This is a genomic window from Achromobacter sp. ACM05 (assembly GCF_019218915.1).
GTDB classification, from domain to species: domain Bacteria; phylum Pseudomonadota; class Gammaproteobacteria; order Burkholderiales; family Burkholderiaceae_B; genus Achromobacter; species Achromobacter animicus.
Window position 1 is genome coordinate 1,005,470 of sequence record NZ_JAHUWQ010000002.1, and the last position, 25,600, is coordinate 1,031,069.

25 protein-coding genes and 1 pseudogene are annotated in these 25,600 nt (G+C 65.6%); 11 read left to right on the plus strand and 15 right to left on the minus strand.

The genetic code is table 11. The features are described from left to right. Window positions 1-29 precede the first annotated feature (29 nt). Entirely contained in the window at window positions 30-734 is a 705-nt protein-coding gene (locus tag KW836_RS15460) for a ribonuclease activity regulator RraA (protein ID WP_175121516.1), read from the plus strand. A gap of 69 nt (window positions 735-803) precedes the next feature. Here the strand turns inward: KW836_RS15460 and KW836_RS15465 are convergent, their stop codons facing one another. From KW836_RS15465 to KW836_RS15485, 5 genes are all read right to left on the minus strand, one after another. Beyond that, window positions 804-1,529, minus strand: a complete 726-nt coding sequence (locus KW836_RS15465) for a type 1 glutamine amidotransferase (protein WP_218343857.1) — start codon at window positions 1,527-1,529, stop codon at window positions 804-806. 195 nt (window positions 1,530-1,724) lie between these two features. Continuing rightward, window positions 1,725-3,179, minus strand: a complete 1,455-nt coding sequence (locus tag KW836_RS15470; RefSeq protein WP_218343860.1) for an amidohydrolase family protein — start codon at window positions 3,177-3,179, stop codon at window positions 1,725-1,727. Window positions 3,180-3,184: 5 nt separating this feature from the next. Then, entirely contained in the window at window positions 3,185-4,171 is a 987-nt protein-coding gene (locus tag KW836_RS15475; protein ID WP_218343863.1) for a tripartite tricarboxylate transporter substrate binding protein, read from the minus strand. A 139-nt stretch (window positions 4,172-4,310) separates the two neighbouring features. Further along, a complete protein-coding gene (locus KW836_RS15480) occupies window positions 4,311-5,339 on the minus strand; it encodes a threonine/serine dehydratase (protein WP_218343873.1) in 1,029 nt (342 codons plus the stop codon). Window positions 5,340-5,374: 35 nt separating this feature from the next. Next, window positions 5,375-6,364, minus strand: coding sequence for an N-carbamoyl-D-amino-acid hydrolase (locus KW836_RS15485; RefSeq protein WP_218343876.1), 990 nt, complete (start codon window positions 6,362-6,364; stop codon window positions 5,375-5,377). Between the two features lie 293 nt (window positions 6,365-6,657). Here KW836_RS15485 and KW836_RS15490 point away from each other — a divergent pair, with 293 nt between their 5' ends. Beyond that, window positions 6,658-7,596: a LysR family transcriptional regulator gene (locus KW836_RS15490; protein ID WP_218343879.1), complete on the plus strand. Its 939-nt coding sequence runs from the start codon at window positions 6,658-6,660 to the stop codon at window positions 7,594-7,596. On the opposite strand, the gene KW836_RS15495 is transcribed toward KW836_RS15490, so the two are convergent. Beyond that, a complete protein-coding gene (locus KW836_RS15495; protein ID WP_218343881.1) occupies window positions 7,590-8,366 on the minus strand; it encodes a LamB/YcsF family protein in 777 nt (258 codons plus the stop codon). The genes KW836_RS15490 and KW836_RS15495 overlap by 7 nt on opposite strands. Window positions 8,367-8,562: 196 nt before the next feature. Here KW836_RS15495 and KW836_RS15500 point away from each other — a divergent pair. From KW836_RS15500 to KW836_RS15535, 8 genes and pseudogenes are all read left to right on the plus strand, one after another. Beyond that, window positions 8,563-9,561, plus strand: a pseudogene (locus KW836_RS15500) (ABC transporter substrate-binding protein). Between the two features lie 52 nt (window positions 9,562-9,613). Beyond that, window positions 9,614-11,320 carry an ABC transporter permease subunit gene (locus KW836_RS15505; RefSeq protein ID WP_218343882.1) on the plus strand — a complete coding sequence of 569 codons (1,707 nt, stop codon included), beginning with the start codon at window positions 9,614-9,616 and terminating at the stop codon, window positions 11,318-11,320. A gap of 1 nt (window position 11,321) precedes the next feature. Continuing rightward, window positions 11,322-12,353, plus strand: coding sequence for an ABC transporter ATP-binding protein (locus tag KW836_RS15510; protein ID WP_218343884.1), 1,032 nt, complete (start codon window positions 11,322-11,324; stop codon window positions 12,351-12,353). Beyond that, window positions 12,353-13,117 (plus strand): 5-oxoprolinase subunit PxpB, encoded by a 765-nt coding sequence (gene pxpB / locus KW836_RS15515; RefSeq protein ID WP_218343887.1) that lies wholly within the window; start codon window positions 12,353-12,355, stop codon window positions 13,115-13,117. Before KW836_RS15510 ends, pxpB begins: the two co-directional genes overlap by 1 nt. Beyond that, a complete protein-coding gene (locus tag KW836_RS15520; RefSeq protein WP_218343889.1) occupies window positions 13,114-14,115 on the plus strand; it encodes a biotin-dependent carboxyltransferase family protein in 1,002 nt (333 codons plus the stop codon). The genes pxpB and KW836_RS15520 overlap by 4 nt, the downstream gene beginning before the upstream one ends. Window positions 14,116-14,138: 23 nt before the next feature. Beyond that, entirely contained in the window at window positions 14,139-14,822 is a 684-nt protein-coding gene (locus KW836_RS15525) for a GntR family transcriptional regulator (protein WP_255595901.1), read from the plus strand. Between the two features lie 19 nt (window positions 14,823-14,841). Beyond that, the gene (locus tag KW836_RS15530; RefSeq protein ID WP_218343893.1) at window positions 14,842-15,786 is read left to right on the plus strand and encodes a 2-hydroxyacid dehydrogenase; all 945 of its coding nucleotides are present in this window, start codon (window positions 14,842-14,844) and stop codon (window positions 15,784-15,786) included. 100 nt (window positions 15,787-15,886) lie between these two features. After that, window positions 15,887-16,102 (plus strand): hypothetical protein, encoded by a 216-nt coding sequence (locus tag KW836_RS15535; protein WP_218343895.1) that lies wholly within the window; start codon window positions 15,887-15,889, stop codon window positions 16,100-16,102. 177 nt (window positions 16,103-16,279) lie between these two features. Here KW836_RS15535 and KW836_RS15540 read toward each other — a convergent pair whose 3' ends face one another. The 8 genes from KW836_RS15540 to KW836_RS15575 form a co-directional block, all read right to left on the minus strand. Next, entirely contained in the window at window positions 16,280-18,712 is a 2,433-nt protein-coding gene (locus tag KW836_RS15540; RefSeq protein ID WP_218343898.1) for a membrane-bound PQQ-dependent dehydrogenase, glucose/quinate/shikimate family, read from the minus strand. 134 nt (window positions 18,713-18,846) lie between these two features. Next, a complete protein-coding gene (gene ribA, locus KW836_RS15545) occupies window positions 18,847-19,428 on the minus strand; it encodes a GTP cyclohydrolase II RibA (RefSeq protein WP_255595902.1) in 582 nt (193 codons plus the stop codon). Window positions 19,429-19,558: 130 nt separating this feature from the next. Beyond that, a complete protein-coding gene (locus KW836_RS15550) occupies window positions 19,559-19,978 on the minus strand; it encodes a YgiW/YdeI family stress tolerance OB fold protein (RefSeq protein ID WP_218343900.1) in 420 nt (139 codons plus the stop codon). 108 nt (window positions 19,979-20,086) lie between these two features. Beyond that, on the minus strand, window positions 20,087-21,502 hold the full coding sequence (locus tag KW836_RS15555; protein ID WP_218343902.1) for an ATP-binding protein: 1,416 nt from the start codon (window positions 21,500-21,502) through the stop codon (window positions 20,087-20,089). A gap of 1 nt (window position 21,503) precedes the next feature. Next, window positions 21,504-22,160 carry a response regulator transcription factor gene (locus tag KW836_RS15560; RefSeq protein WP_218343904.1) on the minus strand — a complete coding sequence of 219 codons (657 nt, stop codon included), beginning with the start codon at window positions 22,158-22,160 and terminating at the stop codon, window positions 21,504-21,506. 290 nt (window positions 22,161-22,450) lie between these two features. After that, complete coding sequence (locus KW836_RS15565) at window positions 22,451-22,948, minus strand: glycine zipper 2TM domain-containing protein (RefSeq protein ID WP_175121498.1); 498 nt, start codon at window positions 22,946-22,948, stop codon at window positions 22,451-22,453. A 40-nt stretch (window positions 22,949-22,988) separates the two neighbouring features. Continuing rightward, entirely contained in the window at window positions 22,989-23,423 is a 435-nt protein-coding gene (locus tag KW836_RS15570; protein ID WP_175121497.1) for a hypothetical protein, read from the minus strand. A gap of 77 nt (window positions 23,424-23,500) precedes the next feature. Next, entirely contained in the window at window positions 23,501-23,737 is a 237-nt protein-coding gene (locus tag KW836_RS15575) for a DUF1049 domain-containing protein (protein ID WP_218343906.1), read from the minus strand. A 244-nt stretch (window positions 23,738-23,981) separates the two neighbouring features. Between KW836_RS15575 and KW836_RS15580 the strand changes: the two genes are divergently transcribed. Beyond that, window positions 23,982-24,728 carry a carbonic anhydrase family protein gene (locus tag KW836_RS15580; protein ID WP_255595736.1) on the plus strand — a complete coding sequence of 249 codons (747 nt, stop codon included), beginning with the start codon at window positions 23,982-23,984 and terminating at the stop codon, window positions 24,726-24,728. Between the two features lie 70 nt (window positions 24,729-24,798). Here the strand turns inward: KW836_RS15580 and KW836_RS15585 are convergent, their stop codons facing one another. Then, entirely contained in the window at window positions 24,799-25,422 is a 624-nt protein-coding gene (locus KW836_RS15585; RefSeq protein ID WP_255595738.1) for a class I SAM-dependent methyltransferase, read from the minus strand. Between the last annotated feature and the right edge of the window lie 178 nt (window positions 25,423-25,600).

Consider the following 25,600-nt stretch of genomic DNA (forward strand, 5'->3'; position numbering starts at 1 on the left):
CCATTCTGATTTCACAGGGAGAAAAACCCATGACTGTTTCGGACGAGGTTCATTTCAAGGCGCTGTCCGGCGTCACGACGGCAACACTGACCACGATTCTGCTCAAGAAAGGGCTGCGTAACGTCTGGATCCGCGGCGCCTTCCCGTTGGCGCAAGGCCTCGAACGCATTGTCGGCCGCGCGTTCACGGTGCGCTTCGTGCCGGCCCGCGAAGACTTGGCCACGCCAGAATCATGGTCCTCGCCCAAATCCAGCCGCGGCGCCATCGAGCAGATGCCCTCGGGCTGCATCGCGGTTGTCGACGCCATGGGCGTGAAAGACGCCGGCATCTGGGGCGACATCCTGTGCGCCCGCATGGCCAAGCGCGGCGTTGCAGGCTTGGTGACCGACGGCGTCGTGCGCGATCTGGCCGGTGTGCTGGGCACCAAGCTGCCCGTCTGGGCGAGCGGGGCGGCGGCGCCTCCGTCGGTGGCCGGCCTGACGTTCGTGGATTGGCAGCAGCCCGTCGCCTGCGGCGGCGTGGCCGTTTTTCCGGATGACGTGATCGTTGCCGACCAGGACGGCGCCGTCGTCATCCCGGCCGCGCTGCTGGCCGACGTAGTTGACGCCGCCGTCGAACAGGAACGGTTTGAAGGCTGGATCATGGACGAGGTCAACAATGGCGCCGTGCTGCCGGGCCTGTACCCGCCGAACGAAGCCAACAAGGCGAAGTACGAGGCGTCCAAGAAGCGCTGACCCTCGGTGAAAGCAAAAAGGCGATGCCGGGAAACCTGGCATCGCCTTTTTTGTTCGGGCCGGCGTCGATCAGGTCCGCGCGCGCTCGCCGATGGTGGCCACAAATGCGCGGGCGATCCGCGCGCCGGCTTCGTCGGCGTCGGCGGCAAAGCGGGCCCGGTCCTCGGCCGCCTGGGTCTCCAGCCAGCCCGGCGCAATGCGATTGACCCGGTCGGGATTGGCGCGCGTCCAGTCGTGAACCACGTCGCCACTGGCTTCAAAGTGGAATTGCATGCCGTAAGTTGCCCGCCCCACGCGAAAACACTGATTCTGGACCATTTCGGATCGGGCCAGAAGGAGGGCGGACGGGGGCAGGGTGTAGGTGTGGACGTGCCACTGGAAACTGGTGAAGCCGCCCTGCAATTCGGCAAACAGCGGATCGGCGCGCCCATCGTCCGTCACGGTCAGCGGCGTCCAGGAAAATTCCCGCGCCACCCCCAACAGGTTGTCGGCCCCGTAAGCGCGGGCCAGCACCTGCGCACCTAAGCAGATGCCCAGCACGGACTTGCCGGCGTCGCCAAATGTCCGCATCAGCGCGACCAGTTTGGGCAGGTAAGGATAAAGATCGTCGTCCTGCGCACTCGGCCAGCCGCCGGGAACGATCAGGGCGTCGAAGTCGTCAAGGGCAATGTCGCCAAGACCGTCGCGATAGACGCGGAACCAGGTGATGTCGGCCTGGGCTTCATTCAGCGCGCTCAGCAGAAGGCCGAGCTGCGTGTTCTCCATGGTTTCGATGATGGCGACGCGCGGGGTCATGGGGTCTGGATGGGGATGGGTTGGGAGGCTTGGCGCGCATCTTATCTGATGGCGGCGTGGTGGCGGGACAAAAACGGCCATTTATTACTTTACATAATACACATTATGCGTAATTGGTTAGGACCACGAGAGACCTTCCTCGTGGCCCACTTTGTCCCGGTGCAATCAGCCGGTCAAGTCGCCGGTCATGCGTGCTCAGCGGCCCGCCCGAATCACCTTGCCACGGCGCGATCCAGTGGCGGCTCCCGCCTGCCATGCAACGCTGCCGTTGACCAGCACGTAGTCGATCCCCACTGCCTGGCTCGTCGGCGACGACCAGGTTGCGGTGTCGGCGATGGTGTCTGCATCGAACACGACGAGATCGGCCGCGTAGTCCACCGCGATGCGGCCGCGTTGCGGCAGGCGGAAGTAAGCGGCGGGCTTGTCCGTCATCTTGTGCACGGCCTGCTCCAGCGTGAACAATCCGATGTCGCGGCAGTAATGGCCCAGGACCCGCGGGAACGTGCCCCACAAGCGCGGGTGCGGCGCGGGATCGTGCGGCATGCCGTCCGAGCCGATCATGGTGCCCGGGTACGCCAGGATGCGCTGGACGTCCGTCTCGTCCATGATGAAGTAGATCGCGCCAGCCGGCTGCAGCGCATCGACCGCGTCCTCCGGGCTCAGACCCATATCGAGCGCGATGTCGTCCAGATCGCGTCCTGCGTACTGGGGATATGGCACCGACTTGGTCACGATCACGCGGCTGGACACCGCCAGGCGGTCTTTGCGCAGGATGGTGGATCCTGCAACGTAGGGATAGCAATCCAGCGCCACCTTCTGCCCCTGCCCCGCTTTGTCGATGTGCGCAAGCGTTTGAACCGAGCGGCCATGATTGCGTGGACCGATCAGCTTGTGATGCGAGATCAGGACGGGCGCATCGCCGGCGGCGCCCACGGCGAAGGCCTCATCCAGCGCGGCGAAGATGCGGTCGCCCTCGTCGCGGATATGGCTGGCGTAAAGCCCGCGATGCTCGCGCAGCACGCTGGCAACAGCCATCAGTTCATCCAACGTGGCTGGCATGGCCGCCGGATATGCAGTGCCGGTCGACAGGCCGATCGCGCCGCTCTCCATGGCTTCGCGAAGCAAGGCCTGCATGTGTTCGATCTCGGCCGCCGTCGCGGGGCGGGTCAGGTCGGTCATCGCGGCGGCGCGCAGCGACGTGTGCCCCACCAGACATGCCGCATTCACGGCGGGCGGATGCCGGTCCAGGTTTTCCAGGTAGGCGCCGAAGGTCTCGTACGGGAAGTCGGCCAACTCGTTGCCCAGCAGGTTGATCGGCGCCGGCACCTCGCCTCGCCAACCCGGACGCCACGGTGCCTGGCTGATGCCGCAGTTGCCGGTCACGACCGTGGTGACGCCCTGGCTCAGCTTGGCGGGCATGCCGGGATCCATCGACAGGTAGCGGTCGTCGTGGGTGTGCGTATCGATAAAGCCGGGCGACACGATCCGGCCGCCCGCCTCCAGCACCTGATCGGCGTTGGCGCCATTCAGGTCGCCGACGGCCGCAATCCGGCCGCCGCGCAGGCCCACATCGGCCTGGACGCGGTCAGCGCCCGTTCCATCAATTACCGTGCCTCCACGGATCAGCAGGTCGTAGCGTTCGCCGTTCATAAGGTTCAGTCAATTTTGACGTTGGCTTGCTGGATTACCTGAGCCCAGACCGGGCGCTCCGCATGCGCACGCTCAAAGAGCTGCTGGCGCGGCCCGATGTTCGGCACGTAGGCCATGCTCTTGAGCTTCTCTTGCACGTTTGGGGATTGCAACGCCTTGTTGAAGGCGGCGTTCAGATAGTCCAAAACCTTCGGATCGGTGCCCGCCGGCGCCACATAGCCGGTCCAGGCCACGGCGCGGTAGCCCTTCAGTCCCTGCTCATCCAGCGTCGCCAGATCGGGCATGGACGGATCACGCTGCAGATCGGTGACGGCCAGCGGCACGACCTTGCCCTGCTCCACGAACCCCGCGATGGACGAAATGTTGTCGAACACCAGGTCGGCTTCGCCGCGCAGCACGGCCAGGTCCGCCTCGACGCCGCCCTTGTACGGCACGTGCATAAATTCCACCCCTGCCATCGTGCCGAACATCGCGGCGCTCAGGTGCCCGGTGGTGCCATTGCCGCCCGAGGCGACGACCAGCTTGCCCGGGTCTTTCTTGGCCATGGCGATCAGCTCGGCGACGCTCTTGACGTTCAAGCCGGGGCGCACGGCCAGCAGATTCTGCACGGAGCCCGTCAGCGCGACAGGCGCCAACTGCTTGTCGGCGTCGTACTGCAGCTTGGCGTAGAGGCTTTGGTTGATGGCAAGCGTAGCGACGTTGGCAAACCCAATCGTGTAGCCATCTGGCGCGGCGTTCGCCACCGCTTGGGTGCCGATGATGCCCGACGCGCCGGTGCGGTTCTGCACCACGAAGTTGCCGCCCGTCTGCTTGGCCATTTCCGCGGCCAGCAGGCGCGACACCAGGTCGGGCGTGGTGCCGGTATTGAACGGCACGACGATCGTGACCGGATGTTCGGGATAAGCGGCCTGCGCGGCGGACGCCGCCATCAAGGTAAATGCTGCGCTCGCGGCCGCGAGCCAGCGCTTGGCGCTGCTTTGATACGTGGACATGGTTTTCTTCCTTGGACTGTTATAGGTGTATCCGCGCGGGCTCTGCGTCCCGCGTGGGTTGTGCAAGGCGCCTGATGGGCGCCCTTACTGCTCGGCAGGCCTGAAAGGGTCCCGCCGTTCCGGGCTGCGGCGCGAGCGCTCAGTCCAGGGCGATCTGACGCAACAGCGGTAGATCGATGTTTCCGCCTGAGAGCACGATGACCGCATCGCGGCCGTCGGCCGACAGCTTTCTCGCCAGCAACGCGGCAAGCGCAACCGCCCCACCCGGCTCGATCACCAGGCGCAGTTCTTCGAGCGCGAAACGGATGGCGGCGGCGACTTCGTCGTCACTCACGGACACGGCAGCGCTGAGGGACCGGCTGTTGATCGCATAGGGCAGTTCGGCCGGCGTCGCAGCCTGCAGCGCGTCGCATAAGGTCTTGGCGCCCGCCGGATTGGTTTCGCGCTGGCCGGACGCCAGCGACCGCACCGTGTCGTCGAATTCGAGGGGCTCCACGGCCACCATCCGGGCTTGTGGCGCAAGCTCGCGCAACACCAGTGAACAGCCTGCCGCCATGCCTCCGCCGCCGCACGGCGTTGCGAACAGCCCCAGGTTTGCAAGCGCTGCGGCGGGCAGGTCCTGCAGGGCTTCCAGCGCCAGCGTGCCCTGGGCTGCCAGCACGTCGGGATGGTCGCCGGGCGGCAGCAGCGTGGCGCCGGTTTCGGCCAGGAGACGCATGCCAATCTCTTCGCGGCTTTCGCGAGTGCGGTCGTAGCGCACGACCCTGGCGCCATGGCGCAGCGCCTTGTCCACCTTGTTTTCCGGCGCGTCGACCGGCATCACGATGGTGGCGGGAACGCGCAGGCAGCGGCTGGCCCACGCGACAGCCTGGCCGTGATTGCCGGTCGAATACGCCACCACGCCACGCTCGCGTTGGGCTGGCTCCATGTTCAACAAGGCATTGAACGCGCCACGGGCCTTGAACGAACCCGTCACCTGGAGGTTTTCCAGCTTCAGCCAGACTGGCGCCTGCGCAAGTTCATCAAGGACTGGCGAGCGCAACAGCATGGTGCGCCGCACGTGGGGCGCCAGCCGCTGGGCGGCGGCGGTTACGTCGGCGTATTCCGGCACGCGCAGGGTGCCGAGCATTTCGTGTTCGATGGTCGTAGGCAGGGGCATCGCGGTCATGAGGCTATCCAGCAAGGAAGAAGAATTCGGACGAATCAGGCGGACGGCGTCCAGACGGCGGGCGCGACGCTGCCGGTCTGCTCGATCAGCCGGCCGTAGGCTTCGGGACGGCGATGCTTGGCGAAGTTGAAGACGGTGCTGCGGCCCAGTTCGCACAGGTCCAAGTCGCAGTCGGCGACGATCAGCTCGTCATCCCAGGTCGCAGCCATCGCGATGATCTCGCCCTGCGGATTGACGATGATGGAATGGCCCAACAACTCATGGCCGTCCTCGGTGCCGGCCTTGGCGACGGCCGCGGCAAAGGTGGCGTTCTGATAGCAGCCCGCCTGGATGGACAGATGCGAATGCAGCACCCTCAGGTGGTGCGCCTCAAATCCGCGGTTGTCTTGGTTCCGGCTGGGCGTGTTGTAGCCCAGCATCACCAGTTCGACCTGTTGCAGCCCGAGCACGCGCCAGGCTTCCGGCCAGCGCCGGTCATTGCAGATCAACATGCCCAGATTGGCGTCGATACCGGGTGCGACCGGTGCGCGCACGACGGGAAAGCCCAGGTTGCCCACTTCGAAGTAGCGCTTTTCCAGATGCTGGACCTGGCGATGCTCGGCAAACTCGGCGTGACCAGGCAGATGGACTTTGCGGTACTTGAGCACGATTTCGCCGTTCGGCGCGATCACGACCGACGTGTTGAACCGGCGCTTGCGCATCACGCCCTGCTCGTCCGGTTCCCAGGCCAGTTCCGCGTAGCCGAGGTAAACCATCAAGCCGTAGCGCTTGATGGCATTGAACAGAGGCTGCGTGGCGGGCGATGGCAGGTTGGGTTCAAACCACGCGTCGGCCTCGTCCAGGTCCTCGCAGTACCAGCGGGGAAAGAAGGTCGTCAGCGCCAGCTCCGGGAACACCACGACCTGGGCGCCGCGCTGATGCGCGCGCTCCATCAGCCGGATCATGCGGCCGATCGCAACATCGCGACCTTCGGAACGTTGGATCGGACCCAATTGGGCGGCAGCGACGGTGACGATGCGGGACATGGAAAAATCCTGAGGTGGGTTGCGATATGGCTTGCAGCATGACGCGGCGGCAGCGGCGCGCAAAGACGGCCAGCCCAGCGAAATGACCCGTCCAGCGTTCACTCCCAAGACCCGCCGAGCCTTGAAAACAAACGGTTTTGCGCGCAACCCCGGCCTTGCGGACCGGCGCGGGGACTGTGCATTTAGTTATGGGGTGCGCGCAAAAGGTCATGGCGGAGCCGTTGTGTGCGCGCAGCGGCGCTTCCCCGACATAAAATGGCCGGCAACGCGTTCCCGTCCACGAGTGCTTCCTTATGTCCGGCCCCCTTCCCTCTGCGCCCGGAGCGCTGACGCTTCGCCAGATCGAGGTCTTTCACGCCGTGATGCTGACCGGCTCGCTCAGCGAAGCGGGTCGCATGCTCTCCGTGACGCAACCCGCCGTGAGCCGGCTGCTCGCCTCGGCCGAAAACCGTTTGCGCTACCGGCTGTTCGAGCGCGTCAAGGGGCGGCTGCATCCCACTCCCGAGGCGCGCCGCCTCTTTGTCGAGGCCGAAGAGATCTTCGGCCGCGTCAATCGCTTCAACGATCTGGCGGGCGCGCTGGGCGCGGGTTCGGCTGGCGCCGTAAGCCTCGTTTCCAGCCCCAGCTTCAGCGAATGGCTCATCCCTCACGCGATCCAGAAGTTTCGCGAACGGCATCCCGATACGCCCATCCGCTACCGCCCGCTGGCCTTCGACGCGCTGCTGCCGCACCTGTTGCTGGGACAGGCCGATTTCGGTATCGCCTCGATGCCCCCGCCGGTGAACGCCAATATCGTCAGCGAGGAGATCGGCCAAGGGTGGCTGGGGTGCGCAGTGCCGCGCGGTCATCCGCTGGCGGTGCGCAGCCGGCTGCGGGCCGAAGACCTGCAAGGCCATCTGCTTATTGGCTATGGCGCAGACACGCCGTTCGGACGTCTGGCCAGCCGGTTCCTCCATTCAGGAGCGGCGTCAGTGCACCCGCAGATCGAAATACGTTCCACGCCCGAAGCGCTGTCGCTGGTGCGCCAGGGGGTGGGCGTGGCGCTGATCGAGTCGTTCGGCTATCACCCCAGCTTCCGCAAAGACTTCATCCTGCTGCCGACCGATCCCGCGCTCAGCCATGCCATTCATCTGCTGCATTCGGCCAGCAGCCCGCTCTCCAACACGGCGAAGCGTTTCGCGACCGTACTGAAGACGCTGATCCGGCAAGCGCAAAAAGACGCGCCCTACTGAAAGTCCAGCTGCGAAATCGGCCGCAGGCGCACGCCCTCTTCCAGCAACGCATCGCGCACCGCGCGCGCAATCTCCACGCCTTGCGGGTTGTCACCGTGCACGCAGATCGTGTGCACCGGCATCTCGACCACCCTGCCCCCCACTGTGCGGATTGCCTGTTCTCGCACCATGCGCAGCGCCTGCGCAGCCGCCGCGGCCGGATCGTGGATGACGGCGCCCGGCTCGCTGCGCGGCAGTGTAAGCCCGTTGTCGCCATAGAGACGATCGGCGAAGACCTCGCAGGCCACGCGGATGCCCGCCCGGCGCGCTGCGCGCTCGGTTTCGTTGTGCGGCGTGCAGACGAGCACCAGTTCCGGATCGAGCGTGCGCATCGCCCAGGTCAGCGCCTCGGAAAGCGCGCGGTCCTCGAACGCCAGCGTGGCCAATGCGCCGTGCACTTTCACGTGCGTCACGCGATGCCCGGCCGCGCGAGCCATGCCCTGCATTGCGGCGATCTGATACGCGAGCATGTCGCCGATGGCCTGCGGGCTGTCGCCGACGATCTTGCGCCGTCCAAATCCCCAGAGGTCGTTGAAGCCCGGATGGGCGCCCACGTCGATGCCCCGCTTTAGGGCGGATGCCGCGGTTTGGTGCATCACGGATGCATCACCACCGTGAAAACCGCAGGCCACGTTGGCCGAGGTGATGAGGTCCAGCATGGCTTCGTCGGCACCGATCTTGTAGTGGCCGAAGCTCTCTCCCAGGTCGGAATTGAGGTCTACATCGCGCATCAGAAGGACTCCGAGAAAAGGCGAATTTGAATGTTTGGCATACCGTTGGCATGCAAATTGCATGCCAAGGACTTGCCGAGGCGAAATGCCCTGGATCGGGGCGAGTCTGCCCACCGCGCTTTTCTTATGGAACGGAGTCCAAGCAATGAATTTCACATGGAAGAACGTCACGTGCACTGTCGCCGCCGCGCTGGCTATGGCCACGGGCGCCGCACAAGCGGCCGAGCTCAATTTCGCAAGCTGGGGAGGCAACTACCAAGGCGCCATCCGGGACGCGTGGCTCAAGCCCTTTTCCAAGGAAGCCGGCATTACGGTTCACGAGGACACCGATCCGCAGGTCGCGAAGATTCGCGCCATGATCGACACCAAGTCGATCACGTGGGATGTGGTGACTGAGAACAGCGCCCGCCTCACACGCGGCATCAAGCTTGGCGTCTTCGAGAAGATCACGCCGGACATGGTCAACCAGGACCACGTCATCGCAAATGCCCGCAACGATTACGGCGTGCCGTCCGAAATCTTCTCCACCAACATCGGCTTTTCGACGCAGGCGTTCCCTGCCGGCAAGCCTCAGCCCAGCACGTTCGCCGATTTCTGGGACGTGAAGAAGTTTCCTGGCAAGCGCACCCTCCAGGACGATCCCGCGACGGTGATCGAAGCGGCGCTGATCGCCGACGGCGTCGCGCCTGCGGACGTGTACAAGGTGCTGGCCACCCCTGAAGGCCTGGATCGTGCTTTCAAGAAGATCGACGAGATCAAGCCGCACGTCGCCCGCTGGTGGAAGAGCGGCGCGGAACCGGTCAACGCGCTGGGCAGCGGCGAAGTGGTGATGGCGCTGGGCTGAAACGGCCGCTTTCAGGCCGGCATCGATTCAGGTCTGCCCATCGCCATGGGTTGGGGCGACAGCATCGCCCAGGTCGGCTACTTCGCCATCGTCAAGGGCGCGCCCAATCGAGACGCGGCCATCAAGCTGCTGAACTACATGATCCAGCCCAAGCACCAGGCCGAATTCAGCAAGTACATCGCGTACGGCCCGACCACCGAGCAAGCGCTGCCGCTGATCGACGCCAAACGCCTGGAGCGTCTGCCGTCGACCACCGAGCGCCTGAAGAACAGCATCTTCCTGAATTCGGAGTTCTGGGATACGAACGGCCCGGCCATCACCGAACGCTACAACCAGGTCCGCGCCCGCTGATCTTTCTGCCTCTTCACTCAGACGCCGGTGTGCGCGCCGGCGCCAAGATGCCATGACTACGAGCACCGACGCCCTTTCCCTGCCCGTCGCCACACCGCGCCGGGCCGCCGCCTCCCGGCGCGGCCGCGTTGCGGCCCTTGCCGCGCTGCCGCTGCTGCTTTTCCTGCTGTTGTTCTTTGCCGGCCCGATTGCAGGTCTGCTCGGCAACGGTTTCAAGGGAGAGGACGGCGGACTGACGCTGGGCCACTATCGCCATCTGCTGGACACGCCGATCTACCGCATCGTGCTCGTCAACACGTTCACGATCGCCGCGGCGGTCACGCTGGCCTGCGTGCTGTTGAGCTATCCGCTGGCCTACCTGATGGCGACCGTGTCGCCCACGGTGGCGCGCGTGCTGTTCTTCGCGGTGCTGCTCCCCTTCTGGTCCAGCGCGCTGGTGCGCACATCGGCGTGGATCGCCTTGCTGGGCAAGAACGGGCCGTTGAACACGCTGCTGACGACAGTGGGCATTCTGGACCAGCCGATGGCGTTCCTCTATAACTTCACCGGTGTGATGGTGGGCATGACGCACGTGCTCATGCCCTTTGTCGTGCTACCGCTCTATGCCTCGTTCCGGTCCCTGGACGGCAGTCTGGTGCAGGCCGCGCAAGGCCTGGGCGCAGGATCCGCAGGCATCTTCAGCAGGGTCATCCTGCCTCTGACCAGTCCCGGCGCCGTTGCGGGCGGCATCATCGTCTTCATGAACGCGGTCGGCTACTACATCACGCCGTCGCTGATGGGCGGGCCTGCCCAGCGCATGGCTGCCGAACTGATTTCGCACAACATCACGGAAGAGCTGAACTGGGGGCTGGCGTCGGCCCTGGCTGGCGTGCTGCTAGCCACCGTGCTGCTATCGCTGTGGCTGTTCAACCGGCTGTTCGGTCTGAACAATCTGATCAGCGCCAGCTCCGGCAAGGGCAGCAACCACACGGGCTATCGACGCACGCCGGGCGGCCGGGTATCCGCAGTGCTGGGCGTGATATGCGCCGTATTCCTGCTGCTGCCCATCGTCGTCGTCATCCCGATGAGTTTCGGCACGACGGACTTCCCCATCTTTCCGCCACCCAGCTATGGGCTGCGGTGGTACGAGAACTTCTTTACCGATGGCAAGTGGCTGGCCGCCTTGGCGTCCAGCACTCGGATAGCCATCGTCGTCACCCTGCTTGCGACGGCGCTGGGCACAGCAGCAGCCTTGGGGGTCAGCAGATTGGCTAAGCGCCATCAAGGCTGGCTGGACGCATTCTTCATCGCCCCCATGTCTGTCCCAGCCATCGTCACGGCGGTCGCGCTGTACTACCTGTTCGCGCCCGTCGGCTGGGTCGCGAACTCCATGGCCGTGATCCTTGGTCATACGGTGCTGGCCGCGCCGTACGTCTACATCACCATGCGCGCGGCGCTGCGCAGCCTGGATCCGAGCCTCGAGCTTGCTGCGCTGGGCATGGGCGCCACCTGGCCCGCGATGTTCAGGTTGGTCATGCTGCCGGCGCTGATCCCCAGCCTGATCGGCGGCGCCGTCTTCGCCTTCGTCAGTTCTTTCGACGACGTGGTCATGGCGCTATTCCTGACGACGATACGCAACCGCACCCTCCCAAAACTGATGTTCGAAGGCCTGGCCAACGACTTCGATCCCACCGTTATCTCCGCCTCCTGCCTACTGGTCGGCGCAACGGCACTCATTCTGCTCGCCAACCTGCTGATCAGCAAAAAGAAGGAACACTGACATGCATAACGCTAACGACATCCTCCCGCAACGCCCGCCGGAAAGCCAAGGAAAGCCGCTGACTCTCGCGGGCATCCACAAGCGCTATGGCGATTCAGTCGCCCTGCCCGAGGTCGACCTGGCCGTGGCCCGAGGCGAGTTCTGCACGCTGCTGGGCGCGTCCGGCTCTGGCAAGACCACGCTGCTCAAGATCATTGCCGGATTCGAACATCCGGATGCGGGCGTGGTGACGATCGGGGGACGCGACGTCACGCACACCCCAATCGCGGATCGCAACATCGGCATGGTGTTCCAGAACTACGCCCTCTTCCCTCACATGAGCGTGTTTGAGAACGTGGCGTTTGCGCTGCGCATGCGGCGCTTGAACGATGGAGACATCCGCCGCCGCGTGCTGGAAGCCCTGGATCTGGTGAGCCTCGCTCCGCTTCAGGACCGCAAGCCGGGTGCGCTGTCGGGCGGTCAGCAGCAGCGCGTCGCGCTGGCCCGCGCACTGGTGTTCAACCCGGACATCCTGCTGATGGATGAGCCGCTGGGCGCGCTGGACAAGAACCTGCGCCAGTCCATCCAGCTTCAATTGCGCCGGCTGCACCAGGAATTGGGGCTGACCGTCGTCTTTGTCACGCATGACCAGGAAGAGGCTATGAACCTGTCGGATCGCATCGTCATCCTGGAACAGGGCCGCATTGTCGAGGCCGGATCACCGGAGAGCCTGTACCGCACGCCGGCCAGCGCCTTCGTCGCGGGCTTCCTGGGCGAGTGCAATTTCCTGCCTGCCAACGACGGCGTGCTGGGCGTGCGACCTGAACATCTGCGCCTGGGCAGCCGACTGGCCGGCGGCGATCAGCGGCATCCGGGAAAAGTGGTGGCGTCGACCTTCTGCGGCGTGCACTGGAAGGTCTTCATCGCAGCCTATGACAAGATCATCCTGGCCTATGCGCCGTTGAACGAGGACGTGGCTCAGCGCACGCCGGGCCAGGCCGTGACATGGGGCTTTCATCCGGCTGACGCCATGGAATTCGCCAACGCAGCATGATGACCGCCGCGCCAATCTCCACGCCTTCCCCGGTGCCTCGCATCGTTCCCGCAGGTGACCGCACGCTGCTGATCGAGTTCGCCGACCGTATCGACGCCGACACGAACGCACAGGTGCTGGCGCTGGCGCACAAGCTGCGAAGCGCCTTGCGCAAGACTCGAGGCTTGTCGAGCGTGGTCCCCGCGTACCGCTCGCTGGCGGTGGGCTTCGATCCGCTCCTGATCGGGCACGGCGCAGTGCGCGACCTGATCGCACGCAGCCTTGACGCCTGTGCTGGCGCGCCCATGCCCGTTCCACGCCGCTGGGAGGTTCCCGTCTGCTATGGCGGCGACCACGGGATGGACCTGCAGGCGCTCGCGGACCTACACCAGTTGGCCCCCGCGCAGCTCATCGCGCGCCACACGGCGCCCGTCTACCGGGTCTACATGGTAGGTTTCCTGCCCGGATTCGCGTATTTAGGGGGCCTCGATCCCCTGCTGCACACGCCCCGCCGCGCCATGCCCCGCGCGCACACGCCCGCGGGCAGCGTCAACATTGGCGGGCAGCAGACCGCCATCGCCTCGGTGCCCGGGCCCAGCGGATGGCACCTGATCGGCCGCACACCCTGGCGCAGTTTTGATCTGCGCCATGCCCAGCCCTTCTTGTTCGAAGCTGGCGACGAGGTCGCGTTCACGCCAATCGACGCCGACGCGTTCGAACACTTGGCCGCCCAGCAGGACGATCCCGCCAGCCGTCCGCAGCCACAAAGGGAAGTCCGGCCATGAACGCCCGGCTACGCGTCGAAGCGCCCGGCATGCTGACCACGGTCCAGGACCTGGGCCGCGCGGGTTATGAGCACATGGGCGTGCCGCCATCGGGCGCCATGGATCCGGGTGCGCTGCGCCTGGCCAACGCGCTCGTCGGCAACACGCCCAACGCCGCAGCGCTGGAATTCACCTTGCTGGGCGGCCGGCTGACGGTGCTGGACGCAGACTGTGCAATCGCTTTCGCTGGTACTGCCACTCTGCACATCGCCGCAACCGGCGCATTGCCCGCGCGCGCCCTGACTCCTTGGCAGTCCCATCGTCTGCCAGCGGGGGCCACATTGACGATCGGGCCCTTGGAGCGCGGCGTTCGCGGCTATCTCGCGGTCGGTGGCGGCATTGCCGTCACGCCCGTCCTGGGCAGCGCGTCCACGCTTACGCGCGCCCGGCTCGGGGGCCTCGATGGCCGTGCGCTGGCGCGAGGCGACGTGCTCGGCACGGGCGATAGCCGAAGCCGCTTCCCACGACGGTGGCTGGCGGCCCGCGACACCGGCTGGTTCTACCGGGACGAGCCCGTCGGCATCGTGCTCGGGCCGCAGCAGGACCACTTTGCACCGGCTGAAATCGAACGCTTTCTTGGAGCCACGTATTGCCTGGCGCCTCAGTCCGACCGCATGGGCTTGCGCCTGGAAGGCCCGGCCATCGCGCATGCCAAGGGCGCCGACATCATCACCGACCCCATTGCGGCAGGCAGCATCCAGATCCCGGGCGCGGGGCAGCCCCTCATTGCCATGAATGACCGCCAGACCACCGGCGGGTATCCAAAGATCGCAACCGTGATCTCCGCCGACCTTCCCCGGCTCGCCCAGATGCGGCCGGGCCAGCGGGTGCGCTTCGAGCCGCTGGAACCGGCGCAGGCCGTGCAACGCTGGCGGGACTATTTGGATTGGATCCGCGACCGTGAAGCTGCGCTACGGGCCGATCCGAACTTTCCCATCTTCCCCCTACTCTTTCCCTGATCCCCATGTCCATCACGCACGCCATGGAAGCATCCCCGCCCCACCTTCGGCAGGCGGCAACTGCCCCCTCCGCCGACGCGCGAGACCTGGTCGAAGAGGCCTATTCGACCATGCTGGACATGATCCAGCTCGGCAAATTGCCCATTAACCGGCCGCTGCAGGAGCGCACGCTCGCCAGCGCGCTCGGCGTATCGCGCACGCCGCTGCGCGAAGCGATGAGCCGGCTGATCGGGGCGGGCTTTGCGGTTCGCACCGCCCGCGGCCAACTGATCGTGCCGGAACCGTCGCTGCGCCAGTACCTGGAAATCTTCCAGATGCGCGTATTGCTGGAAGGCGACGCGGCCGCCGCGGCCGCGACCCGCATGCCCCCGGCTGAGGCTGCTGCCCTGCTCCAGCAGGTCGAAGAGATCCGGCGCCGGCAACACGCCACTCACGAAGAGAATCATCGTGTCGACAACCTGCTGCACGACAGCATCGCCCGGGCTAGCGGCAACCGGCTGATGGCGCAGGCCATCCACGACCTGCGCATCAAGGCGCGATGTTTTGACCAGAATGGCGCGCCGGAGCGGCTGATCCCTGGCTGCGACGAGCACATTGCCGTCCTGCAGGCTATTGTGGACCGCAACCCGGAAGGCGCGCGCGCGGCGATGCAAGCCCACTTGAGCAACGTGCGCGTCGGTCTGGTCGCCCGGCACACCGAAATTTGATATGGATTCCCCTCCCAGCATGTCTTCCCCAAAGCCTCTACTCATCATCATGAATCCGGTCACGCAGTCCGACCGCGACCAGATCGCCCGCCACTTCGAAGTCATCTTCACGCCGACGCCAGAGCAGTACGCGCAGGCCATTGCCGACCACGCCTCGCGCGTTGAGGTGGTGATGACCATCGGCGCCATTGGCTTGACGGCGGAGCAGATGGACGCCTTGCCCAATTTGAAGTTGGTGTATTCGATGGGCGCCGGTTACGAAAAAATCGACCTGGATCACGCCAGGCAGCGCGGCATCAAGGTCGCCAACGGGGCCGGCACCAACGACAGTTGTGTCGCCGACCACGCCATGGGCCTGATGATCGCGGTTATCCGTGGCATTCCGCGTCTGGACCAGCTTACGCGGCAAGGCGTGTGGCGCACCCAGTTGCCGCTGCCTCCCAACGTGTCGGGCAAGAAGCTGGGCATTGTCGGCCTTGGGGGAATTGGCGAAAAAGTGGCATTGCGAGCGCAGGCATTCGAAATGCAGATCGGATACCACAACCGCCGTCCACGCACGGGTTCGGCGCATCGTTACTTTTCAACGCTGGAAGAATTGGCGCAATGGTCTGACGTGCTGTTGGTCGCCATCCCCGGTGGCGACGCGACCTTCCACCTGATCGATGCCGGCGTCCTTTCGCATCTGGGAGCGAATGGATACCTGATCAACATCGCGCGCGGCAGCGTGGTGGACACCGCCGCTCTGGAATGCGCGCTGCGCGAGCAGACGATTGCAGGTGCTGCGCTGGATGTTTATGAAGGCGAACCGCAATTGCCTGTGGGCCTTGCTGATCTGCACAACGTGGTGTTGACGCCGCACGTTGCCGGGTGGTCGCCCGAGGCTATGCAGGCAATGGTGCAGATGTTCCTGGATAACACGGAACGTCTATACGCCGACGAGCCGCTGCTCACGCCATTGTGTTGACCCGCAGCAGTCCTGGCGCACTACCTTCTTTAGCTCTTCTTGGCTGTTCACTTTCGCCGGTAAGATTTTTCCTCCCTGTCGCAACATCGAGGCTCGGCATATGACCACAACCTACTTTGGGCTGCCCATCGTGAAAGACCGTCTGGTGCGCCTGGACGACATCCGCCGGCTTCCCTTCTTCGCATTCTGGGAGGAAAGCAGCCGGGGATCCGCGCTGTGTGAAGGCGATGACGGCGAGATGTTCGTGTACCTGCAGGACTGGGAGAGTTTTTCGGACCTGTTCATCAAGACCGGCAAGCATCGGCACAGCGGCTAAGCAGTGTTACGGCATCGCCGTCATCTGCCCGGCCTGCCTTGGCCATAATCAGCACGCGCCTCGTTAACAACCGAACCCAAACGCAACGAAGCCGCCCCGGAGGGCGGCTTCATGCTTTCAGGGGTGGTGGGCTGGGGCGTGGCTCACGCTGCCCTGCCCTTTACGCTACCGCAAGGCTCAGACCTCGCCCGGCAACGCGTAGGCGATCACATAATCGCCACGGTCCGGCGAGTTGCGGGCGCCGCCGGCCGAAATGACGATGTACTGCTTGCCATCGGCGGTCGACTTGTAGCTGATGGGAGTGCCCTGGCTGCCGACCGGCAGGCGGACCTTCCACACTTCCTTGCCCGTGCCGGCGTCATACGCGCGCAGGTAGTAGTCCTGCGTGGCGGCGATGAATACCAAGCCGCCCTGCGTGGCGAGCGTGCCGCCGATGGTGGGCATGCCGATCGGAATCGGCAGACCCAGCTTGACGCCGAAGGGACCGGTGTCCTGCACGGTGCCGACCGGCACCTGCCAGACCATCTTCTGCGTCTTCAGGTCCACGGCGGTCAGCGTACCGAACGGCGGCGCCTGGCACGGGATCTCCAGCGGCGACATGAAGCGCACCTTGGCGTTGATCGCGTAGGGCGTGCCCGACAGCGCCACGGGGCCCTGGATGGCGGCGGCTTCATTGCCGTCGCTCTTCTTGGCGTTGGCGCCGGCTTCGACCAATTGCACTTCCAGGCCGACGCGCATGTCATTGATGAACAGGTAGCCGTTCACCGGGTCGATCGAGATGCCGCCCCAGTTCATGCCGCCGAGCGAGCCGGGCAGGTTCAACGACGGATCCGTGCCGGGCGGCGTGAACAGGCCCGTGTAGCGCTTGGACTTGAAGTGGATGCGGCACAGCAGCTGATCGAACGGCGTGGCGCCCCACATGTCCGATTCCTTCATGTCGTTCGCGCCGATCGAAGGCATGCCGACGGAGAACGGCTGGGTCGGCGAGTAGGTTTCGCCGGGGATGTTGCCGGCCGGCACCTTGCGTTCTTCGACGCGGGTGAGCGGCTTGCCGGTCTGACGATCCAGCACGAAGATCTGGCCGGCCTTGGTGCCGAACACCAGCGCGGGCACGGTCTTGCCGTCGACGGGGAAGTCGGCAAAGGACGGCTGCATCGGGACGTCGAAGTCCCACAGGTCGTCATGCACGGTCTGGTAGACCCACTTCTCGCGGCCGGTGCTGGCATCGACGGCCAGCACGGAAGCGCCGTACTTGCGGTCAAGCGCGGTGTGCTTCACGCCCCACAGGTCCACCGCGGCGCTGCCAACCGGCATGAAGACGGTGTTCGATTGGGCGTCATACGACATCGGCGCCCACACGTTCGGGGTCGAGCGTACGTAGGTCTGGCCGTCGGCGGGCGCGGCCTGGTCTTCCGGGTTGCCCGGATCGAAGGCCCAACGCAGCTCGCCGGTCACCACGTCGAAACCGCGTACCACGCCGCCAGGCATGTCGGTGCTGACGTTGTCCGCCACGCGGCCGCCGATGACGATGGTCGTGCCGGCCAGCGTCGGGGCCGAGGTCGGGTGATACTCGCCCTTGTCGGCGCCCTTGCCCATGCCGGCGCGCAGGTCCACGCGGCCTTGGTTGCCGAAGTCGGCGCAGAAGGCGCCGGTGTCGGCGTCCAGTGCGATCAGCTCGGGCGTCACGCTGTTCATCAGGATGCGGCGGCGGCAGGCGGCGCCGGCGGCGAGGCTCACGGCCTTGACCGGCGTCGCGCCTTCGACGGTCGGCTGCTCAAGCGGCGCATCGATATCGAAATAGGCCAGGCCGCGGCAACGCATCCACTTCTTCTGCTTGGCGTTGATCTCGACCTTCCAGAGTTCCTTACCCGTGGTGGCGTCCAGCGCAATCACGTTGTTGTGCGGGGTGCACAGGAACACGCGGTTGCCGATCTGCAGCGGGGTCTGCTGGTCTTCGGCGCCGCCGCCACCGGGGCTGACGGGGGTGTCGCCCGTGCGGTAGGTCCAGGCAACCTCAAGGTCCTTCACGTTGTCGCGCGTGATCTGATCCAGCGCCGCAAAGCGGGTGCCGCCGGCAGTGTTGCCGTAGTGCGCCCAGTCCTTCTGTTCCTGGCCGGGTGCGACGGGCTTGAGCGCCAGAGTCTCGCCTTGCGACACGGGCGCGTGCGGCACGAACATGCCGGCCACGGTCGCGATAAAGGCCAGCGCCAGCACGGCGGCCGCAATGCGGGACGGCGCCGGGTTGGCGGGCAGCTTCTGCGCGCGGCGCAGCAGCGGCTGCGACAGCGCGACCAGGATGCCGAAGCCCACGAACACCAGCACGCGGGAGACGAGCGGCCAGAATTGCAGGCCCACGTCGATGACCGCCCAGATCGCGGTGCCGACCAGCGCCAGCGCGAAAAGCAGGCCGCCATTGGGGCGGCGGCGGGCGATCTGGATGCCGGAGACGGCAAGCACGACGCCGCACACCACGAAATACCAGCTTCCATTCAGGGCCACCAGGCGAGCGCCGTGGTAACCAAAAAAGAGCCCGGCGGCCAGAATGCACGCGCCCAGCACAAACAGCCACGCTTTTGCGAGCGCGGACAGGTCTTTATGTTGTTGATTCATAGGGAATTCCAAAACACGATACGGCCATGCAGCCGGCAATGCGGCCCATCGACCGGCCCAGAGTATAAGGGTTTGTCCTTACATTCGGGAAAAGCAAAGCCGCCCCGGGGGGCGGCTAGCGGACTTGCGGGCCATCATTCCTCGGTCTGGCCGAGCTCGATCCGATGCTGCGTGCGCAGCGCCTTGGCCAGCAGATAGCCCTTGTTGTGTTCGTTCGGATAGACCCCCGTCAGGCGGCAACCGCTGACCCGGATGCCCATGCGTTCCAACTGCGTGCGCTTGTCGGGATTGTTGGTCAGCAGTTCCAGATCATCGACGCCCATCGCCCGCAGCATCTGCGCCGCCGGCGTGTAGTCGCGGTCGTCCAGGCCGTGGCCCAGTTCCAGATTGGCGGTGTAGGTGTCGTAGCCCAATTCCTGCAGCCGGTACGCATCGATCTTGGAATACAGGCCGATGCCCCGCCCTTCCTGGCGCAGGTACAGCAGGTAGCCGCCCTCCTGGCTCATGAGGCGCAACGCTTCCTGCAGTTGCGGGCCGCAGTCGCAGCGCAACGAGCCGAAGACGTCGCCGGTCATGCACTCGGAATGCAGGCGGACAAGCGGCTGCGGGCCGGGTTGCCCGAATTTGAGGGCGAGATGGTCTCGGGCGTCAGCCAGGCCGTGAAAGCTGTACGCCAACGCCTGCGCCTCGGAGCCGTCGGCAAGACGGATGGGCAACCGGACAGTGGCGCGGATGGTGGCTTCGGGCAGCTGGACCGCGGCGGGGGGCGTTACGGGGTTCACGACAAACAGGTACGGGTATTGACTTGAGGCCGACAGAATACCGTATGCGCCCGCCGCACGCTCTTTACATCACGCGGACGCTGTCCACATCGAACTCGACGTTGTTGCGATCGCGGTCCAGTTCGCCGCGCAGTTCGACCTGGGTCTTGTCGTCGATCTTCTGGCCGGCGGGGAAATCGTCGTTGTCGATCTCGACGCGGATCTGGCCCGTGCCGTCGTCGAAAGTGTAGTGATCGTCGCCGTCGTGCGAGACGATCCGGCCGCGCAGGATGGCGTTCTGGTCATCGCGGCCATTGGCCAGCAATTCCTTGACCGTGGTGACGGCCACCGTGCTGGGGCCGCTATAGCCCTGCGCCGCCGGCTTGCCGGTGCTGGGGCCCGTGTAGCCCTGCGCGTGCGCCACGCCTGCCACGGCGGCGCCGGCCAGCACGGTGCTGGCCAGGAAGGTGCGGATGAACGTGGAACGACGGGTAGTCTGGGTCATGGTGCAGCTCCTTGCGCGGATTGCGCTTCGTTGTTGAACATGGCGCCATTTGACGCCCCGAAGATGAAGCAGACCTTAGCTTTGGGCACGGATGCGACCGTGATGTCGTCAGGCCTTCGTATCGATGGGCACAAGTAGCGTCACACCCAGCCCCCGGCCGTCCAGCCCCGGTCCGAACTGCAATTGCCCGCGGTGCATGTCTGCCACGCGCGCGACGATGGACAGGCCAAGGCCATTTCCCGGCACATTGGTGCCCAGCACGCGATAGAAGCGCTGCGTCAAGCGCTCGAGATCCGCCGGGGCCACGCCCGGGCCGTCGTCCTTCACACTGAGCGCGACGTATTGACCCGCGCGTTCGGCAGCGACCCGCACCTGGCCGCCTTGGCGGCCGTACGACACCGCGTTATGGATCAGGTTGCGCAAGGCGGTAAAGAGCGCATCGCGGTTGCCGGCCAGTGCCGTTTCGCGCGCATCGATCGTTATCGTAGTGCCCTGCGCCGCCGCCGTCGGCGCGCAGGCGTCGGCGGCGTCCTGCAGCAGGCCGGGCACATCAACGCGCTCGCGGGGCATGGCATCGGCCGATTGCGGGTCCAGGCGCGCCAGCTGCAGCAGGTTTTCGACCAGGCTGGTCGTGCGCATCATGTCGGCGCGCAGGCGCTGCAACTGGGCGGCAAGCGCCGGCGCCTGTTCGGCGGGATGGCTGCGTTGCAGCACCTGGATCCGCGACGCCAGCGCGGCGAGCGGCGTGCGCAGTTCGTGGGCGGCATCCGCGGTGAAGCGCCGCTCGGCTTCCAGCGCATGATCCAGCCGGCCCAGCAGACGGTTCAGCGCCGCCGTGATCGACTGGACTTCATACGCCCTGCTCTCCTCGGCCACGGGCGACAGGTCCGTCGGCGACTTGCCCTCGATGCCGCGCGTCATGCGCGCAAGCGGCTTGAGCAGCCGCCAGATCAGAAACCAGTTGATCAGCCCCAACAGGACCCACAGGCCGACCAGCGGCCACGCCAGCGATTCGAGCATGTCCCAGATCAGATCGGTGCGTTCGTCCATCTCTTGACCGACCTGTGCCGAAAACCCCAGCGTGTCGTGATGGCGGACATACACGCGCCAGTCCTCGCCGTCGGCGCGCACGTCGTAATAGCGGTCGCCGCGCCGCTCGGGGTCCACGAACGGCCGCTTGGGCGCGTCTTCGCCCCGCAGCAGCACCTCGCCCGTGCGCGACACGAGCTGGTAGTCCAACCGCAATGCGGGTTGCGCGTCGGCCGGGGACCGCTCGCCAGCCACGCGGCCGATGCTGCCTTCGCCCAGCGCCAGCACCAGCCGCGCGCCCTCTTCCAGCCAGTCGTCGTAGGCGTCGTTGACCTCCTTGCGAGCGATGGCCAGCACGATGAGGGTGCTGACCAGTCCGACCAGGATGCTGGAGCCGAGTGTCGTGCCGATCAGGCGCCGCCGCAGCGAATAGCCGCGCGGGGCCTTCGACGCGGCGTTGGATGGAGTCCTGGATGTCTTCTTGCGCCAGCGCATGTCAGTCGGCCAGGCGATAACCCTGGCGCCGCACCGTCTTGATAAGGTCGGCCGCCAGCTTGCGCCGCAGGTTGTAGATGTGCACTTCGATCGTGTTGCTTTCGACTTCGTCGCCCCAGCCGTACAGGGCTTCTTCGAGTTGCGCGCGGGACACGATGTGGCCGGGATGGCGGATGAGCGCGTGCAGGATGGCGAACTCCCGCGCCGTCAGCTCCACCTGCGCGCCGTGGTAACGGACCTGCTTGCCGGCCACGTCGAGCGAGACACCGCCGTGTTCCAGCGCCGGCGTGGCGTTGCCGTCGCGGCGGCGCAAGGCGGCGCGGATGCGGGCGGACAGCTCCTCCAGATCGAACGGTTTGACCAGATAGTCGTCCGCACCCAGATCCAGGCCTTCGATGCGGTCGGGCACCGCGTCGCGCGCGGTGATCATGATGGCCGGCACGTTGTCGCGCCGCGCCCGCAATCGCCGAAGCAGGTCGTCACCCGTCATGCCGGGCAGCCCGCGGTCGATCAGGACGCAATGATAGTCGTGCGTGGCAAGCGCGGTCTCGGCAAGATCGCCGCGCGTGACGCGGTCGACGACGTAGCCGTCCAGCTCCAGCCACGATTCGATCGACTCGCCCAGGGATACATCGTCTTCGGCCAGTAGGATACGCATGCGCTGACTATACGCGACAGGATGAAGCGAATCTTAAGCCTGGCGGCGGGACGTCATTCCGGTAATTCGTAGCTCGTGCTGCGTCCGCCCGCGGCCGCTTTGCGGAGCATGTTCCGATTCAGGAGATCGGTGATGTCGCGCAGTGCCGTATCGGGCGAACAGTTGGCGATGGCGGCCCATTGGGTGGTGGTGAGCTTCGAGCGATTTATTCTCCGCAAAATTTGCGGAGAATAAGCCGCCTAATCTCCGCATCCAGCGGCAATCACGGTTTGAATGGCACTACATCGACGTCAAATCCCGCCCACGCGGCTCACGCCGCCCTGCGTCACGATCTGAACGCGTTGGCCGGTCGAAATCGGCACGTCTGCCTCCTGCGTGATGACGCGCACGTCGCCCGAATCCAGGCGCACGGTGATTTCCAGCCCTGCCCGGCGGGCGCTGGCGTTTTCGATGGCGTTGCCTGCCATGGCGCCGCCAACCGCGCCGCCGACGGTGGTGATACGGCGCCCCGAACCGCCGCCCACGGCGCTGCCCGTCACGGCGCCCAGCGCGCCGCCGGCGATGACGCCCAGGCCCGAGGTCTGGGCGGCCTGGATGGTGACGGGCCGCACGCCGATGACGTAGCCAAGGGTGACGGTCTGGGCGCGCTGCGCCTGGTCGAAGGTGTAGACGCGGGACGACGCGGACGGGTTGGCGCAACCGGCAAGGACGGTTGCCAGGCCAAGAATGCCGCTTGCGGCGATAAGGGTCAGGGGACGACGCGGGGCGGCCTGCTGAGGCTTTTGCATGGTGGGTTCTCCGGAACGGCGCAATGGGGAATGCCGAGGCCTAGCGCGGCTGCGCCGGCGTGGGTGCGGGCGCGGCCGCTGCTGGCGGCTGGGCGCTGGTGCGCATGAACTTCCCATTCGCATCGAAACCGCCTATCGCGCGGCCATTGAAGAACACGACGCGCCGCGCGGTCCACTGCGGCTGCTCGGGGCCTGGCTGGTCGTAGCCGGCGACTTCAAAGTCGTACTGCCAGGCGGACACCGGTTTGCCGTCCTCCGCTATGACCGTGGTCTTTTTCACGGATTCCGCGTACCCCTTGTCGCGATAACTGACGTACCGGGTCGGCGGCATGGTGTCGCGCAGCGACGACATGTACTGGTACAGGTCGTCGTCGCTGGGTGGCGTGCCGTACTTTGCCAGATCGTTCTTCGTTGCGACCGTGCCGGCGCAGCCGGCCAGCACGCACGTGGTCAGGACAAGGAATAGCCTTTTCATCGGGATTGCTCCTAAGTACGCGTTCGCGCCCTGACTGCGGGCGCACGGCGGCAAGCCGGGTGGCGCTTGGGGAATCGTCAGGGGGTGGGCCCGGCGGGACGGGCGGTGGCCCCTCGGAAGGCGGAGCGCAGCAGGCTGAGCAGAAAGCCGCCTGTGAGCATGCCCAGGATGTAGACGCCGATGACAAGAACCGACGCCGGCAAAGTGAAGGTGGAGGTCCAGAGCGTCAGCGTGACGGATTCGAAGTTCTGGATCTTGAACGACAAAACCATTGCCGTGAGCAACACGATCAATACGATGTACAGGTAACGCATGAGGCGCCTTTCGTATTCGTTGTCGAACCGCCCCGAAGCCACCCTGGGGCCCGTCGTGCGAAAAACTATGCCACTCATCCGGCGCGAAAACAAGAAAAACAGGGCCGCGTGCAGCCGTCATTGTTCGCCGCCGCAAACAGGAACAGAATGTCTCTCGCCGCAAAAGCGGCATGTGTGGCCGGCCCATCATCGAATAGCCGCGTCCCGCGGTCTATCGTTGTGGGCTGCTTATAGGGGACACCTCATGGAAGCGATCAAGGATTGTTGCATGGCTGGGCACCCTCTGGACCTGGGACGGCGCGGCTGGTTGAAGGCCAGCGTTGGCGCGGCGGCGATGGCTGGCCTGGCGTTTGCGCCCGGCGACGCGCCAGCCGCATCACTGACGCAGGCGCAGCGTGACGCGATGACGCCGGACCAGGTGATTGACATGATGAAACGGGGCAATGCGCGCTTTCGGGCGGGCAAGCCTCAGAAGCACGACTATCTTGCGCAGAAGCGTTCCAGCGCCCTTGGCCAGTTTCCCGCGGCGGTGATCCTGAGCTGCATCGACTCGCGCGCCCCAGCCGAGATCATCCTGGACACGGGAATCGGCGAAACCTTCAACGGGCGCATCGCCGGCAACATCTCCAACAACGATCTGCTGGGCAGTATGGAGTTCGCCTGCGCGGCGGCGGGCGCGAAGGTGATTCTGGTGATGGGGCACACGGCATGCGGCGCAGTGGCCGGGGCGATCGACAACGTACAGCTAGGCCATCTGACTGCCCTGCTGGACGTCATCAAACCGGCGGTCGAGGCGACGACGTACACCGGAGACCGGAACGGCAAAAATGGCCAGTTCGTGGACGCCGTGGCGCGGACGAATGTGTTGCACACCGTCGAGGCCATCCGCAAGAACAGCCCGATTCTTGCCGGGCTGGAAAAGGAAGGGAAGATCAAGATCGTCGGGTCGATGTACGACCTGAGCAACGGCATGCTGACCTTCCTGGCATAGCGGACCCCGCCCGAAAACGGCCCGTCGGGCGCGCAAACCGATCCTCGATCGCGGCGCGCCCGCCCTGCCCTCAGGGCAACCGGCTCAGGCTGTATACCGAGGCCGGCGGCAGGTTCATCGGAACAAAGCGCACCCGCCGCGCGTACAGGCCGCAATCCTCAAGCACCCGTGCCGAGATCGGGCACTTCACGCCATAGGTGAAAAAGTGCATGGACCCGCCCGGCGGCATCGCCTCGAACACGGCGGTCAGCAGCTTATGGTGATGCGCGCCGCTCATGTTCCGTAGTGGCAGACCGCAGATGGCCGCGCTGATGCCGTGAAGCTCCGGATGGCTGTCCCGAGACAGCTCCTGCGCCGGCACCTGCAGGACGGCTGCCTCCGGGAACTGGCTGCGCAGGCTGGAACTCATTTCGGAGTCCTGCTCCACCAGGACCAGGCTGGACGGCGCGATCCCCTTGCGCAGCATCTCCCGGGTGAAGACGCCGGTTCCGCAGCCCAGTTCGAGGACCTTACCGGCTCGGGGCTGGATCGATTCCGTGATGGCGGCGGCCAGCGCCGCGCTCGAAGGGGCCACTGCCCCGACCGCCGCCGGGTTGGACAGCAGCGCCTTGACGAACTGCTTGCGTTCCTTCAGCCAGTTCATGGCCGGGCCAGCGTGGGACTTGTGCCGGGCAAGGGTCTTGAGGGGCGACATGGAAAACATCGAAACGTCTATCTCCGGGGCGACATGTTCAGGGAGACCTTACCTGCGGGCGGCGGGCGCGACCGGCAACGGTGCGTAAGCGACCCTGTCAAATGAAGAACGGCGAAAGGATCGAAAGATTGCAACGCGCGAGGCGCCGGATGGTGCAGCGCCGATTCTGCGGCATGCG